General features: G+C 38.1%; 16 protein-coding genes. 1 reads left to right on the forward strand and 15 read right to left on the reverse strand.

Translation table 11 applies throughout. The features are described from left to right. Window positions 1-20 precede the first annotated feature (20 nt). The 4 genes from MNR06_RS04645 to hisH are packed head-to-tail and all read right to left on the reverse strand — an operon-like array spanning window position 21 to window position 3,435. Window positions 21-1,160, reverse strand: a complete 1,140-nt coding sequence (locus tag MNR06_RS04645) for an N-acetyl sugar amidotransferase (RefSeq protein WP_407933197.1) — start codon at window positions 1,158-1,160, stop codon at window positions 21-23. Beyond that, on the reverse strand, window positions 1,153-2,070 hold the full coding sequence (locus MNR06_RS04650) for a lysylphosphatidylglycerol synthase domain-containing protein (RefSeq protein WP_243539209.1): 918 nt from the start codon (window positions 2,068-2,070) through the stop codon (window positions 1,153-1,155). Before MNR06_RS04650 ends, MNR06_RS04645 begins: the two co-directional genes overlap by 8 nt. 1 nt (window position 2,071) lies before the next feature. Further along, on the reverse strand, window positions 2,072-2,833 hold the full coding sequence (locus MNR06_RS04655) for a HisA/HisF-related TIM barrel protein (RefSeq protein WP_243539212.1): 762 nt from the start codon (window positions 2,831-2,833) through the stop codon (window positions 2,072-2,074). After that, window positions 2,830-3,435: an imidazole glycerol phosphate synthase subunit HisH gene (gene hisH, locus MNR06_RS04660; RefSeq protein ID WP_243539214.1), complete on the reverse strand. Its 606-nt coding sequence runs from the start codon at window positions 3,433-3,435 to the stop codon at window positions 2,830-2,832. The genes MNR06_RS04655 and hisH overlap by 4 nt, the downstream gene beginning before the upstream one ends. Before the next feature lie 116 nt (window positions 3,436-3,551). Between hisH and MNR06_RS04665 the strand changes: the two genes are divergently transcribed. Then, a complete protein-coding gene (locus MNR06_RS04665) occupies window positions 3,552-5,936 on the forward strand; it encodes a hypothetical protein (RefSeq protein WP_243539216.1) in 2,385 nt (794 codons plus the stop codon). Window positions 5,937-5,955: 19 nt separating this feature from the next. Here MNR06_RS04665 and MNR06_RS04670 read toward each other — a convergent pair whose 3' ends face one another. The 11 genes from MNR06_RS04670 to MNR06_RS04720 form a co-directional block, all read right to left on the reverse strand. Then, window positions 5,956-7,101 (reverse strand): MBOAT family O-acyltransferase, encoded by a 1,146-nt coding sequence (locus MNR06_RS04670; RefSeq protein WP_243539217.1) that lies wholly within the window; start codon window positions 7,099-7,101, stop codon window positions 5,956-5,958. Beyond that, a complete protein-coding gene (locus tag MNR06_RS04675) occupies window positions 7,091-8,092 on the reverse strand; it encodes a hypothetical protein (RefSeq protein ID WP_243539219.1) in 1,002 nt (333 codons plus the stop codon). The genes MNR06_RS04670 and MNR06_RS04675 overlap by 11 nt, the downstream gene beginning before the upstream one ends. Next, window positions 8,082-8,330, reverse strand: coding sequence for an acyl carrier protein (locus MNR06_RS04680; RefSeq protein ID WP_243539221.1), 249 nt, complete (start codon window positions 8,328-8,330; stop codon window positions 8,082-8,084). The genes MNR06_RS04675 and MNR06_RS04680 overlap by 11 nt, the downstream gene beginning before the upstream one ends. A 130-nt stretch (window positions 8,331-8,460) precedes the next feature. Beyond that, the gene (locus tag MNR06_RS04685; RefSeq protein ID WP_243539223.1) at window positions 8,461-8,868 is read right to left on the reverse strand and encodes a VOC family protein; all 408 of its coding nucleotides are present in this window, start codon (window positions 8,866-8,868) and stop codon (window positions 8,461-8,463) included. Continuing rightward, window positions 8,859-9,626 (reverse strand): phosphosulfolactate synthase, encoded by a 768-nt coding sequence (locus tag MNR06_RS04690; protein ID WP_243539225.1) that lies wholly within the window; start codon window positions 9,624-9,626, stop codon window positions 8,859-8,861. Before MNR06_RS04690 ends, MNR06_RS04685 begins: the two co-directional genes overlap by 10 nt. Beyond that, entirely contained in the window at window positions 9,613-10,287 is a 675-nt protein-coding gene (locus tag MNR06_RS04695) for a 2-phosphosulfolactate phosphatase (protein WP_243539227.1), read from the reverse strand. The genes MNR06_RS04690 and MNR06_RS04695 overlap by 14 nt, the downstream gene beginning before the upstream one ends. Before the next feature lie 20 nt (window positions 10,288-10,307). Then, window positions 10,308-11,696 (reverse strand): class I adenylate-forming enzyme family protein, encoded by a 1,389-nt coding sequence (locus MNR06_RS04700; RefSeq protein ID WP_243539236.1) that lies wholly within the window; start codon window positions 11,694-11,696, stop codon window positions 10,308-10,310. 23 nt (window positions 11,697-11,719) lie between these two features. Continuing rightward, window positions 11,720-12,298 (reverse strand): acyltransferase, encoded by a 579-nt coding sequence (locus tag MNR06_RS04705; protein WP_243539237.1) that lies wholly within the window; start codon window positions 12,296-12,298, stop codon window positions 11,720-11,722. A 12-nt stretch (window positions 12,299-12,310) separates the two neighbouring features. Further along, entirely contained in the window at window positions 12,311-13,201 is an 891-nt protein-coding gene (locus MNR06_RS04710) for a Gfo/Idh/MocA family oxidoreductase (RefSeq protein ID WP_243539239.1), read from the reverse strand. A gap of 119 nt (window positions 13,202-13,320) precedes the next feature. Then, a complete protein-coding gene (gene wecB, locus MNR06_RS04715) occupies window positions 13,321-14,436 on the reverse strand; it encodes a non-hydrolyzing UDP-N-acetylglucosamine 2-epimerase (protein WP_243539241.1) in 1,116 nt (371 codons plus the stop codon). A gap of 59 nt (window positions 14,437-14,495) precedes the next feature. Then, window positions 14,496-15,800, reverse strand: a complete 1,305-nt coding sequence (locus tag MNR06_RS04720) for a nucleotide sugar dehydrogenase (protein ID WP_243539243.1) — start codon at window positions 15,798-15,800, stop codon at window positions 14,496-14,498. Window positions 15,801-15,871 lie beyond the last annotated feature (71 nt).

The raw sequence follows: 15,871 nt of genomic DNA on the forward strand, positions 1-15,871 counted from the left end.
CCACTATATAGATAAAAAATCTAACCTAAAAACTTAAAGTATAATAATCGTGGAACAAGACCTAATTGCGCAGCAATCCTGATTGGAACCTTTAAAAACCGAACTAATGGATAATAAGTTCTGTAATCAAGGAAGCTTTTAGGCTTCATACTGAAGATGTTATCCCAATCAGTTTTAGTTATCTCAAGCTTAGGCAGAATATAATCGATTAACGTTTTATCGAATTCGTATTCAGATTTGCTTAATGTAGCAATGGCTTCGTCTCGGGAAACTTGTCCTGAACGAATTAAAGCGGAAAGTTCTGTTTTTCTTTTATCAATATTGAACTTCTTTGGAAGCAAGTAAGATTGAATGAATTTGGTATAGTAGTTTTCATGGTGATGACCACCATAATACTTCCAATCAAGCTTCTGCTCCAATTCCTTCATTGCGCTTTCATGCTCATATTCCAGCAAATTGATAATTGGATAAACTTTCACTCGCTTAACGTAAGAATAGTAAAAGTAGTCCCACATTTTAAAATTAGGGAAGGTTTCGAACTTAGCCGAACCAAACTTTTTATGAACAGACTCGATATAAAGCCCATCCATGTATGTCCATCCTCGCGGCGAAATACCTTCCGTGCGGAATGAATGCCCATTTAGCACAAATTTTATATTTTCTTTTGCAGCATAGTGATGCAGCACCGTGTGGATAGCGACATCCGTGGGCACTTCAACGTCTGGCGTAGAACCTTTTAACATTGAAAGCTGTATATCCCTGAATTCATGCCAATCAACGACATAGGTCTCAAGGTCAACATTCAATTTCTCACAAGTCTTTTTAATATTTGAAACTGCAATTTCACTATTCCAACCGTTGTCAAAATGGACAGCTAATGGACGTAAACCCAACTCAACAACCTTAAGCAATAGCCAAGAACTATCCCGTCCGCCACTAACTCCACAGACGCAGTCGTACTTTTTACCTTTGCCAGTACGTTTTATTTCCTCTAACAATAGTTCGAGCTTTTCTTTGCGACTATTTCGATCATCGGGATAAATTTTTACCAGCTCATCATGAAGACCACAAAATTGGCAGACGCCTTTGTCATCAAATACTATTTCTGGAACGGTTGTGTCCATGACACATCGACTGCAAACTTGATAATTTTTAACCATTTAACACTTCACCCCTAGTGCGCCTAAAGAATTTGAACGCATAGACACTACCAAATAAAAAAACAACACCCAAGCTAATAATGCGGGATAACAGAAGAATAGAGTAATGAGACTCAGAAGGCACATTAATTAACTTGAGTCCAAAAACAAGAGACGCATCAAATGTTCCAAGTGAAGCGGGCAACACTTTAAAGAAGAACGAAAAGTCGGTTAGAGAAGCTACAAATGTGGATCCAATGATACTACTCGAAGAAAGTTGTGCGATCGTAAAGTAAACGAACAACACATAAACAACACCCTGCGCCAGGGTCCAATACAATAACTTTCTCATATTTTCATTCCGAGCACTAAAGTTCAAGCCATCAAAAACAATATCGAGCTTTTTGATCGGAATCAATTTGGGCAAATTTATTAAACGAGAAAGTACAAGGTAAACAGGCCATCCCAAAATAAAAGTTAAGAAAATCACCATGAATACGGAGCGACCTGGAATCTCACCAAGAAGCAAAAGACTCACTACGCCCAAAATCGAAAAAACGTAAATTTCCAAAGCATAAAGAGTAATAAGGACTGAAGTGAAGTTTGACCAATCAAAGCCATGTTTCTTTTTTAAATAGACAGCTCTTGCGCCTAATCCCGATACCGGAATGAATGTATTAAAATAAAGAGTCAATACTTGAAGCGAAAAACATTCTTCCAGAGCAAGATCTAACCCTTTAGTACGTAGTGAAAACTGAAGAATCTTTGCCTGCGTAAAAATATAGATTAAATAAACAGAGCACAGGGCGAGGGTGCTTTTTAAACCTACAAGTTTTAATGCATTAAATTCCCCTGTCCAGTCCCTACTTATACAGAACCAGGCAAGTCCGCAAATTAATAAAATACATAGGATCGGCTTAATATACTTCAAACTAATTACCCTCCACAGATGCCAGTTCATCTTCGGTTGGATAGGAAATAAGAACAGCCTTTCTCGGGCCATGAAAAACAAAAAAACTTCCAGCTGCTACAGCATGGGCGCCAGCCTTCAAAGCCTCCGACATATTTTGAATGCTGCCACAGCCTCCATTTGCAATAACAGGAATTTTTAAATCCACTGCGACTTTTGCAAGGACTGGAAGATCATAACCTTCACCAATCCCTTCATGCTCAATTGAAGTCAAAATAACTTCGCCTGCGCCGGCATTCTCAACGTTTTTTAAATGGGTCTGAAGATCAACCTTTTCTTTTTTGCTAGCGCTATGACTAAAGAGCTCTAACTTACCCAGCCAGTTCTTTTTATAATCTAGGGAAACCACTATGGCCTGACTGCCAAACTTTGCTGCCGCCGACTCAATCAGAGCATAATCATATGAAGCTGAATTAATGATGACCTTTTCTGCACCACAGGAAAGCAAGGACTCAATATCTGAAACGGTTTTGATACCGCCGCCTACAGAAAATGGCATCAAGCATTCCTCTGAAAACTGGGAAACCAATTTATTGGAAATCACTCTACCTTCACTTGTCGCATCAATATCGACAAGACAAAGTTCATCTACTTGTTTCTCATTAAAAATGCGAATGGCATTAAAAGGATCGCCGACGTACCTACGGTCTTTGAATTTAGCTCCTTTATAGAGGCCTTTATTTCCGCGAATCAGTAGGGTTGGAATTACACGTGTGAAGATCATTTCATCTCCCAGAAAGCCTTCATCAATTTCATTCCGAACACGTGACTTTTTTCCGGATGAAACTGAACGCCATAAACGTTGCCCGTTTGCACAGCGCTAGTGAACTCTATTCCATAATTGGTTGTCCCAAGAATATTCTGAGCATCAGTAGGAACACAAAAATAAGAATGAGTGAAATAGAATTTATTATTAGAAACACTCTCTTCATCCATGAGCTTTGAGGACTTAAAATTAACCCTATTGAATCCAACATGAGGAACTTTCAACTTAGGCGGAAGATTGAATTTCTTCACTTCCCCCGAAATGATCCCTAGGCCTTCGGCATCACCCTCTTCGCTTCTGTCAAATAAAAGCTGCATCCCCAGGCATATTCCCAGAAGAGGTTTTCCTTCTTTTACGTATTCGCGAATAAGACCATCGCCATTGCGAGATTTAAGTTCTTTCATGGCGCTGGCAAAATGACCGACCCCAGGCAAAATCAACTTCTGTACATTTTTAAGATCCGCCAAATCTTTCACAAGAATTGTACTACCGCCTACTTTTCGGATGATATTGTCGATGGATCTTATATTTCCTACGCCATAATCTAGAATGCCGATCATTGAGTTCCTTCCAAACAAGGCACAAATCTTCCAGTTGTTAGCGCATTTTTCCAGCAATTTTATTCTTACAATGCGTCAATCTGGTATGAGTCTCTTTCTTATGATAACGATATTAAATGTTATTTTTGTACCTCATATTTATACTAATTTTGCCTCTTGCATTTACGTTAGGTTTTTTCAAAACCTACTATAAAAAAAATTTAGTAGCTCTGTATCTCAGCCTACTTTGTGCACCAATTGTAAGCGCTCTTACGCTAAATATTCTGTTTAGCTTTCTTCCCGGCAGGATAAACCACTTTTATATAAGTATTTATGCAGCAATATACACCTTTTTTTACTGGAAGTTCCGAACTGAAATTAATCTAGCTCGTATTTTTATAATCAGAGCCACAAAACTTATTTGGCGAAAAAAACGAAAGACCTTTAGCCTTATTGCTACCGCAGCAATTGTTTACTTTACAATTTTAGCTATTATCGCGCTCAAAACACCGTTTTACGAAAATGATGGTCTTGAGTATGCAATCTCCGCACGTCAAATTTACAAAGAAAAAACTACCGAAAATTACCCTTTCATTGATTCTGAAAAAACGAATGGCTACTACGGCCCATGGAGTCATCCACCAGCATACCCGCTACTAATAACCTTCGACTTCCTTTTATCCAAAGATGTTTATTCAAATAACTTCCGCATAATTTCAGTATATTTTTTGGCGACTTTAGCAATTTTCAATTTACTTTTCTTCCGAAAAAATAGCGTAGGTCTATTAAATTTCTTTCTGATGAGCACTACTGGCCTACTAATGCTTAAAGGAATTTCGGGACATATTGAACTTTTAAGAATCGTGGGTTTCTGTCTTCCTATAATGAATTTTTTCTTCGATAGAACTTTCCTCAGAAACCCAAAATCTATACTCATTAATGGCATTATTAGCGGTCTTGCGCTATATACCCATTCACTGTCTTTAATCGCGCCGACCCTGGTGGCTGTTTATTACTTAACAGTCGGCGAAAGGGGTTGGCGCTCTAAAATAAATAGAGCATGGGCTTTAATTATCACGAGTTCCATCGCACTGATTCCGATTACGCCCCAGTTAATAGCTAATCTCAAAAAGTTTAGGCTTCCAGTTGCAGACATTGGAGCGGTACCAATCTATAAAGTTTCTTCGCTAAATTATACATTTTACTTTGAATATATGAGGGGAATATTTTCAAGTTTCGACAAAGGAGTAAGTCTATTTCGAGGCTTCCTGAATTTTAATTTTTTTAGTCTCAGTCACTGGCTAAGTCTTTTTGTTTTATTTTTCATGTGGAAGTTTAAAATCAAGTTTAGATCAAAATTTCTTGAGATAGTTGTTATTTTTTATCTCATAGTTCTTGGCTTTACCTTACTGGGCTCCAATAGCTTTATCAAAAATGATCGGTACATTTTCACGATTGTTCCTTTGTTATTTTTTTCCACGAGCGAATTCTTCGATAAGCTCGAACGAAACCAACTTAAGAAACTTCATTATTTTATAATTTTTGGAATCTTCTTCAATCTGTGGTACCTGGAAAAACAGGTTAACTATCACCTTTGGAGATATCCATCCGTATTTCAACATCACAGCAACAACATAGAGAGAATAAAAGATTCAACGATAGGCTCACATGAAATTATCAATTATATTTCGAGAAATATTCCCGTAAGCACTAAATTGCTATCTTTTCGCCAGGGTGATTTCGCTTATTACTCACCCCACTTTGTCTTCAGCCACCTTGACCATAAACTACTTCAAGTGTTCACATCAAGCTCAACCGAAAAAGCATTGGCTCTCTTAAAAGAAAAAGGAATCGAATATCTGATCACTCCCTATTATCCCGAACCAGCTATTTATAACTCAATAATAGAGAAGATTACGTCAGATCCAAGATTATCAGAAATCACTTTTCAAAGTGGTGGATACACTCTATACCACATTCATACGCGGGACATTAAGACACATTTAATAAAGTATTATAATATTGATGATAAAACTAAGTTTTGGACATCCAAAAATGATACTGATTTCTTTCGCCTAAAAAAAGGTATAGTGAAAATGATCAGGCCTCATTACGTAAAAAAAATGCAGCAATCACCGGAAACCAATCCCATCACGAGTGAGGCAGATAATATCTTTAATAAATCCACTAGGCGATACACTAGAACTGTACTTGGTGCTGACTCCCCTAGTACTTTTGAGCAAAAAGACTATATTAACGTTGATGCCACCGGTGAATATCTTGTAAAAATTTATTTTGATGGATTTGGACAACTAGCACCCCTTATTTATGAATATGCTTCGACCGAAATCGTCAGTCGTGAAATTATGTCTTCTAGTATTTTTTCACCAGGGATCAATCATAACATCACTGGGCGTTTTATCATTTCACCTAATATTAAAAGAATTCGCGTGGGAATTCAGAGCGCTTTTCCTGCAAAGATAAATATTCGAAAAATTGAGTTGGTGAGAATTAAACTCTAAGTCTATACTTAGATGAATATCAAATAACATTTTTAATGTTAGTAAAGAGCGAAGCAATAAGGTTTCTCAGAAATCGGTCGCTAGACATTGAATTTAATGACCAAGATATACCATAAATAAAAATAATAAAAATTTGTGTAACGGCCCATCCCAACATCTTAACAGAAAAATTATTTTTTCTTTTCAGGCTTCTACTGAAACTTCGCTTTGAATACTCGCTATATATTATTAAGGCGATCGCGTGACTCAATCCCCAAAAAATCCACCCTGCACGGAAACCATGCCAAAGACCCATAAAAGACATCGATGCTAGAATACTGAGGTATGGTTTTTTGGTTTTGCCAAAAAACGGATAATATACGTTCTGAGTGCACCAGTTTGAAACTGTTATATGCCATCTTCCCCAGAAATCACTGATGTTGGTGGCCTTCCAAGGTGAGTTTAAATTCTCAGGTAATTTATATCCAGTCAGACTAGATAATGAGATTACGATGTCCGCATAGGCTTTTAAATCAAGATACGCAATCATATATGCCATTAGGCCAAGCATAAAGTAAGAAGGATCTTTTCCAAGAACAGGTTGCCAAAGCCCTTTTAACAATTGGTCAACAACGATGACCTTTAGAAAAATACCAAAACCGAGCCTCAAAAAATTTAGAGTATAGTCATATTGAGGATAAGGTTGAGTGACTATATCAGCAAAAGCCTTTCGGGTAATCAGAGGACCGGCAAAGAAAAGAGGTGGATAAGTATAAAACATCACCCACTCTAAAACATCAAACCTTTTTTGCTTGGTCCGCAACATGAAAAAATAGCTTTCAATAAATTTAAAACATATAAAACTTAAACCCGGTAAAACGAATATATTTTTTGTCAAACCAGAAGTCTCATAAAACCTAAGAACCAGAAAGATCACCAAAAAGAGAAGCAATAAACCAAAACTATACTTTTTTGAATTAGACTGAACTGAGTGGTTAAGCCCAAACCAATTGGCCACTATAAATAAAATCACCACACATAGTAAAATTGGGGACACAGTGTAAACGAATAAAGGGCCAATTACGAAAAAAATATATTTGCGATAAAAGGTTATGCCTGGAGCAACTGACAAAAAAACAGAAAATAAAAAATATAACCCAATGTAGAAATAAAAATCATAATTCACTTGGGGTCCTCAGCTGCTGTATTAAAAAATTCTCAATGATAAACTGATATTTCGCGCGTCCGTCTTTATTTAAGTGTAAAAGGTCGTAAAAATCTGAGCCCTCAAGCTTGATATTCACATCTTTTATGTAGTTTGTGTAGACTACATTTAACCCTGTCGAAATATTTGCAATCTCAGTGGTATAATCTTGGTAAACTTTGTTCTGGTCGTTTGCTAATATAGGATTTGTCGGCATTTCGACAAAAAACAATTTTATTTTTTTACTCTCTGCACAGTCAACAATTTCCTTAAGGTAGGAATTGTTTAGCAACTCAGTATCATTAGTTCTATCAAGCCAAAGTCTTTCAACTTGATTCGCTTCAAACTTTATTTCATGTGCGGATTTTTTTACTTCAGTTTCATAAGCATACTCAGGATTTAAATTAAGAACTGACTTATGCCCGGTAGTCAAATCACTCTTGAAAATCTCAAACTTTTTACGTAACTGTTCAGAGAATAGAAACAAATCAAACATGCGAAATGAAAATATATTTCTTCCCCTAATTCCATAATAATCTCTAATAGGAGGTTTTGAGTTAGCAACGGCTAAGATTTTTTCTCTATCTGAGGTTATTCGAGAAATATTAACACCTAATAAGATTGCCTGGTAATTTTGATGCGCATAGATTGTATGACAAAGATTAAGGCTATCCAGCAAACTTTGGCTACTAAACGAAGCTTTAACCATTTTATAGGCTGAGGCCAACTCCGGATTCATGAATTCGTCCAACAAGCCTTCCCTGAAAGAAGATGCACCAATGAATACAATGGCTGGCTTCGAATTAACCTCACGTATTTTAATAGCTGCAAGAGCTATATCGTCAAATGATCCAGCAAGAATCAAATGCCTATTTAGGCGAAAGGGAGTTAAAACTTGCCCGACCGTAAAAAGCAGAAAAGTTATTAATCCGGCACCGATTATGAAAAAAAATCTTCTATAGTTAAGTCCCATTTATTTTTTCAGAAATATACTGCTCGAGATTTTCTACTGTATCGAAGTTATCGAACACCATCTCGAAAGGCTCTACTTGAATACTCCATTTTTTTTCAATCATTAAAATAAGTTCAGTAAAGGCTAAAGAGTCTAGCAGATGGTCTTTAAATAATGACGTGTTCTCATCAATATTTTGACCTTCGTTTGCCATACGTTCCATAATAAAATGAAATAAAGTTATCTTAATGTCAGACATTAAAACCCCATGTACCGAAAGGTTGTAAAATTAGAGGAAAAAGCAAACGCTAGAATAACTAAAGTTAAAGTTAAAGTTGCGACTAAAAGCTTCATCAGATCCTTAAAGACTATTTTCATTCATCGCTCGCTTAATAAATAAAGCTGTTGTCTTTATAATGTTTAAATTCCAATAAATTGTTGCTGGGATCCAGAATAACAAAGGTATTATGAACCTCTGGTAAATTTTTAAATCGCTCATTCATTTCCATGTAAAACTTTACGTCATTAGATTTTAAATGTGCATGAAACGCTTCATAATCAAGCTGATCAACAAAGGTAAAGCCGATGTGAAAGGGATATAGTGACGTCGGATAATTTCGGAACGAATCATCTAAATGACACACTACTTGATGTCCAAAAAAATTGAAAGTTACCCTGTCCTCATATCTTCTCGCTACCACCGCGCCTAACTTAGTGGAATAAAATGAATGTGCTTCATCTAAATTATTACAGGGGATTGCAATATGAATGATTCCCTTCATATTCTTTAATTCCATTCAAGTAAATCCATTGTGTCTGATCTTATACCTCTTCTTAATGTCTCTACGCCAACTACATCGTGGAATTGAATATTTGCGAGGTTAACAGTCTTACCGACTCTTTTGATAAAAAATGTTTGCAGTGTTTTAGTGGGTGCCTCGAATATAAGCTTGTTGGTTGGGATTCCAGCGTCCAATATTTCTTCAATCAATCCGAATCTCAGCTCGCCATTGGGACGACAGATTCCAGAATTTCCAGCTTCGCGAGCTTCAGTTATTACAAAATCGCTCCCAGCCGAAAGCTCCGAGTTTATCTGTTCCACCCATAACTTAGGATGCATCATTTGCGATTCTTCTTGCCCCTTAAGCCCTACTTCGGACAAAACTGTGAATTGTTTTGCAGCAAGTTCGATAGCCTTTAATTTAACGTCATGAGGAATTTTGTATGTTCCATCTGATACCTCAATATGTTTTAGCCCCATGTCTGCACACCACTTAAAGTATTGCTCAACTGCATCCATCTTCCAGGCAACCTCAAACAAAGATCCACCAAAAGAAAAGTCGATACCATGTTCGATGAGAATCTGAATTTTAAGCTTTATATCTTTAGTAACTAAACTTGTACCCCATCCAAATTTAACAAAATCAACGTGATCGGAGAATGACGATACGTAATCACGAAACAATCCTATTGGTAAACCTGAATCAATAACGCAGGTTTTACCAGTTCGATTTTTCTTCTCATGGGGACGTGATTTAACTTTAAGCGGAAACATCTTCTCTCCTTATGAAATAACCTTCTTCATCTTTATCAACAACCTGTAAAAATTTTTCCTCATCATTATCGAATGAGAGAAAAATATCTTCCTCGTCAACCTGAATATTACGAAGTCGTTCAGCAGCAGGTGAAGTTGATATAATTGATTTGCATACTGTTAAATCAATTCCGTGACCATTAGTTAGCTGCTCTAACTGACTTGCAAAGAGAAAATCCTCGGGACCATCCGAAGATAATAAGACGCCAACTTGCGAGAATGGAATACTATTACATCTAAAATAAGTGAAAACAGATTTTAGGTCCAGAATTCCAGCTGCAAGAATTTTACGTCCACTCGGAACCGCCAAAATTGATTTCACGCCATTTGTAGTCAACAGCCCGACTTCCGAAAATCCTTCGATTTTACTCGCTCGAAACGGTGAATTCCCAAAATCTGCTTGTTCAACCTTGCGTCCTTTATTTTCGGCAAAGATGCAAAAGCGCTCCTTTCTTTGCCGAAGAAATAGTAACTCATCTATTGAATTCGAAATGCGAATTCTTTTAACTTGATTTTTTAATAAAACCCGGGTGGTGGTAAAAGCACGCAAAACATCAACTACAATGATCCACTCTCTATCGGGAATTTCTGGATAAGTACTAACTTGAAATATACTGGGCACGAATACTCTCATAGCTAAAGTTATATTGTTAATTCACTTACGATCGCTTGCACTTCCCGGCGGATAACTTTACCACTTCCAGTGCGAGGAATATTCTCGAGACACTTGAATGCTCTTGGACGAGCCTGGGGATAAAGCTTACCAGTCAAAAATTGCTTTAACTTGATAAGATCAAAATTTTCGGCCTTGGGTGTGAACAGCAAACAGGGGACCGTACCGAGCAACGGGTGTACCATAGGCGACACCCATGCATCTTTTAGCATACCAGAACTCATAGCAATATCAGAAACCATAGGGCCAGAAACTTTAATGCCCGAAACTTTAAAGACATCATCGTTTCTTCCCAATATTTCAAAACCATTATCGGACACTTTGGCCTGATCCCCCGTATTAAAGTAACTCTCAGAGCTTAAGACTTCGCCGTTTTTTAAGTTATCGAGATATCCAAGCATCAAAGATTCTCCTTTCACCAGAAGACTTCCTTCGTTGCCCCCATCGTGATTGTCAACCTTAGCACTCAAGCAAGAAATTGAATGGCCAATGGTATTTGAATTCACCTTAAGTTCACTTCTGTTTGCTATACAAACCCGCCCACCTACTTCTGTTAGGCCATAAACTTGAAAAAGCTGAAACTCATATGTTTCTGAAATAATTTTTTCTGTAATGGAAGGGCCTAACTTATCGCCCGATGACATTAACCAATTGATCCCCTTAAGATGATAGCCTGATTCAACTAACCATTTAGCGTGAATCGGAGAACCACCGACACCGCTAATCTTGTATTCTTCGATAAGCCCTAAAAATGTTTGAGGAAAAGAGCAGGCATCATTAAAGTGAATAGTAGCACGGGATAATGCACAAACAAAAAAGTGGCTAATAGCTGATACAAAATGAAATGGAACTGGAATAAGAATTTTTGAACCATTTGGAATGTTCAGCTTATCTTTAGTAGAATACGCATTAACTAACAATGCGTCTTTACCGAGAACTACCCCTTTAGGCTTCCCGGTAGAACCGGAAGTAAAAAGAATGGCGCCTACATTATAGGTATTCAATATAGCATCAACTTCACCTATATGGGTTTCGTTACTAATCAAGACAAAGTTATGGTTTTTAAAATACCCAACGAGACCAGCCGATTTTAAAATATGTGATTGATAATCATTGTCCGAACCTTTTGGAATTGGAACAGGGATATTATCTGAGAGCCAGCAGGCAAAAAATGATGCCCAAAAACTTTCAATATCATCAGCAAAAATACCGATTCTACACTTCTTATATTGGTCCAGACCTTCTGCCTTCACTTTCGCTTTTAGCAAAAGCTGCCCGTAAGTAATCGTTCCATTACTTGTAATCAACAACGGTAAGTTAAAATTTTCCTCTACAAAACGAAAAAATTGATTTATCAAACTCGCTCCTGCGTCCATACTCACTATTCAACTGACAAGGCTTTGCCGGTCAAACGATACACATCCTTGGTGTAGGGACAGGTGTATTCACCGCTACCTTCCAGTTCAAGGGGTATCCTTTCACCATATCGACTCATCCAACCAATTTGTTTTGCCGGAACGCCTGCCATTAGTGCAAATTTCGGTACGTCCTTCGTGATGACAGCACCAGCCGCAATGAATGCATATTCGTTCAGGGTGACGCCACAGACGATTGTAGCGTTAGCGCCAATGGTCGAACCCTTTTTAATAACAGTGTCTTTGTATTCGCTTTTACGAATCACGCCCGAACGTGGATTAACTACGTTGGTAAAGACCATGCTGGGACCACAGAATACATCATCTTCCAAAAACACATTGTCATAAATAGAAACGTTATTTTGAACTTTACAGTTATTCCCGATGACGACGTTGTTACCAACATAAACATTCTGTCCGAAAGAACACCCCGCACCAATTTTTGCTTTTGCAGAGATATGGACCCAGTGCCAAATTTTTGTGCCTTCGCCAATTTGCGCGCCTTCATCAACGATTGCAGTTTCATGTTTATAAAATGAAGCCATGATATTCCTTAATTAAACCGTGCGAATTTTTTCGACGATACGAATGGCAGGGCGAGCCGCATCCAAGCCGTAACCTTTTCCAGAAAGAATATCGGTATAAACTCTTTTATGAAGCTCCGTAAACCCTTCAGAAAATTCAAACTCTTCGCCATTGATTTTGATTGAACGAAATGTCGTTTTATTTGCTTTCGCTGCCTCAGGCGGAAGATTTCCACGATCCACAGTTAAATACCAGTTCACATCGGCGTTCTTCAGCGCTACGAACCCGCTTTCAACTGTATTATTCTTTTCCTTCATTTCGATTTTGTCGGCGTCACCGAAAATCCACGTTAACATATCGAAAAAGTGCACGCCGATATTCGTAGATAAACCGCCAGACTTTCTTACATCACCCTTCCAAGACTCGTGATACCACTGCCCGCGAGAAGTCATATAAGTCATATCAATTTTGTATTTTTGTTTTGGCGCAGAATCCACTTTGTTTTTCAGTGCCAAAATTGCATCGTGAACGCGAAGCTGTAAAACCGTGTAAACGTTTTTACCAAACATTTTCTCATAGGCTGCTAGTTCGTCGATTTCTCTTTCATGCAATACTAATGGCTTTTCGCAGATAGCATGCGCCCCATGAGATAGAGCAAATTTAATGTGTGATGAGTGCATGTAATTCGGCGTGCAGATTGATACATACTCAACTTGCTTGGAAGTACTTTTACAAGAATCTACAAAAGACTCGAAACGTTCAAAGTCTGTAAAAAATTGGCAATCAGGAAAGTAACGATCCATGATGCCAACAGAGTCATTTTTATCGTAAGCAGCAACAAGGGTGTGACCAAGTTCTTTGATTGCTTCAAGATGTCTAGGAGCGATGTATCCGCCGACTCCAATAATTGCGAAATTTGCCATGTCTAATACCTTTATTTGCGAAAACCAAATCTATTTGCGAGTCATAATAGATAATAAAAAGGCATCTATGGCAATTCAATTTTAGGAGCAAAAAGTATCAGTTTTCCGAGGGAAATTAGTTAATGGAGGGCACTTAAAATGCGCCCCGAGGCAGTGCCGTCACCATACGGATTTTCTGTCGTAGCCATTTTTTGATAGACCTTTAAATTTTCCAGAAGCTCTTTAGTTTCATTAAAAATGTTTTCAGCGGAAGCGCCAACCAACCTTACAGTACCCGCCTTAACAGCTTCAGAGCGCTCGGTATTGTTTCGTGTAACCAAAACGGGCTTTCCTAAGGAGGGTGCTTCTTCCTGTATTCCACCGGAATCAGAAATGATAAGGTAAGAATTCATCATCAGGAAAACAAAAGGAAGATACTCTTGAGGTTCAAGCAGATGTACTGAGTTTACGCCACTTAAGATCTCTAGGGCTGGCTTACGAACCTGGGGGTTTAAATGAACTGGATAAACCAGTTGTACGTCAGGAAAAGTGTCTGCAATCTTTTTAAGAGCTAAACAAATATTTTTAAAATTTTCACCGAAATTCTCGCGACGATGTCCTGTCACAAGAACCATTTTTCTTTCAGGATCAATAAAACTGAATCGCTCTTTGAGCGACTTATAGATGTCCTGCTGCTCTTTAATTGTCTTCTGAACAATTAATAAAGCATCAATCACAGTGTTGCCCGTAACCTGAATTATTCCGGGTTGAACATTTTCAGCAAGTAAATTTAAGCGCCCAGATTCTGTAGGAACAAAATGAATCGTTGCTAGTCGAGTAATCACCTGTCTGTTCATTTCTTCAGGAAATGGAGAGTGAAGATTGTTCGTTCTAAGGCCCGCTTCAATGTGTGCAACTGGAACTTTGTGATGAAAGGCCGAAAGCGCCCCGGCCATCGCTGTAGAGGTATCCCCTTGAACTAAAACATAATCAAAGGCTTCCCTTTTTAAAATAGTATCGACACCCTGAATGACGCCGGAAACGATATCGTTCAAACTCTGATTTGATTTCATCAAATTCAAATCGTAGTCAGGAACAATGTTAAAAAGATTTAGAACCTGATCAAGCATTAAACGGTGTTGACCAGTTACGAGCACCTTGACGCAAAAGCGTGGATCTTTTTTAGCTGCAAGTATAACGGGTGCAAGCTTAATGGCTTCTGGTCGAGTTCCGAAGACAAACAACAATTTCTTCAAATTTCTCTCCATAAACCAAAATTCAGGCGCAATTCATGTCCTGCGCCTGAAAAAGAAAACTAGGCTTTAACCAGATTCGGCGCCTCTTGACGGAATTTCCCACGGGTATCGATCAAAAGTTTTGAATTTTGAACAATCAAATCATAATCAAATTTATCATGATCAGTGGCCAGTACTACGCAGTCATATTTTTGTAGCGACTCCGCAGTCAATTCAACACTCTTAAGGTCAAAATTATGTTCACGCATTTTTGGGAACACTGGCACATGGGGATCATGGTAATCTAATACCGCACCGTCATGACGAAGTTTTTCCATCAAGAAAACGGATGGGGATTCACGCATGTCGTCGATATTCTTTTTATATGAAATACCTAGAACAAGAACCTTGGAACCCTTCACTGATTTTTCGCGATCATTCAAAGCAACCGCAATTTTCTTCATCACGAAATTAGGCATATAACTGTTAATTTCACCCGCAAGCTCGATGAAACGAGTGTGCATGCCGTATTCACGCGCTTTCCAAGTTAGGTAGAACGGATCGATAGGGATACAATGCCCACCGATACCCGGGCCTGGACGATATGCAACGAAACCAAATGGTTTCGTTGCCGCAGCATCGATAACTTCATGGATATCAATGCCCATTTTGTCACAAACCATTTTCATTTCATTCACAAGACCGATATTAACTGAGCGATGAATATTCTCTAGCAACTTAGTCATTTCAGCAGCTTTTGTTGAAGTTACTGGAACAACTTTATCAATAACACCATTATAAAGAGCGACACCTACTTCCAAACAGTTCTTAGAATAACCACCAACAACTTTTGGAATCGTTTTTGTGCTAAAATTTGGATTACCTGGATCTTCTCTTTCCGGAGAGAATACTAAGAATACGTTTTCACCAATTTTAAGTCCTGAAGATTCAATGCGAGGCTTAAGCTCCTCATCCGTTGTTCCCGGGTACGTTGTACTTTCCAAGGAAACAACCTGTCCTGAGCGAAGATGAGGCACGATGCTATCCGTAGTATCAAGGACAAAGCTAAGATCAGGCTCTCTATACTTATTCAGAGGAGTCGGAACACAAAGGATAATTGCATCAACATCTTTAATGTTTTCAAAATGAGTCGTTGCTACGAAGCCATTTTTAACAGCTTTAGCGATGCCCTCGCTTGGAATATGTTCGATATAACTTTTTCCTTCAGCGATCATTGCCACTTTTGAATTATCAATATCAAAACCGGTAACTTTAAAACCTTCATCGGCGTAGCGCAGTGCAAGAGGCAAACCAACATATCCCAATCCAACGATACCAATATTTGCATTCTTGGATTTAAGCTTCTGCACAAGATCATTTGTCATTTGTGTGTCCTTTTTTCTTTTCAAAAGATTAAGGATACTATTCATATCTTATTACTGTTGTAAATAACTTT

The sequence above is a fragment of the Bdellovibrio reynosensis genome (assembly GCF_022814725.1).
GTDB classification, from domain to species: Bacteria; Bdellovibrionota; Bdellovibrionia; order Bdellovibrionales; family Bdellovibrionaceae; genus Bdellovibrio; species Bdellovibrio reynosensis.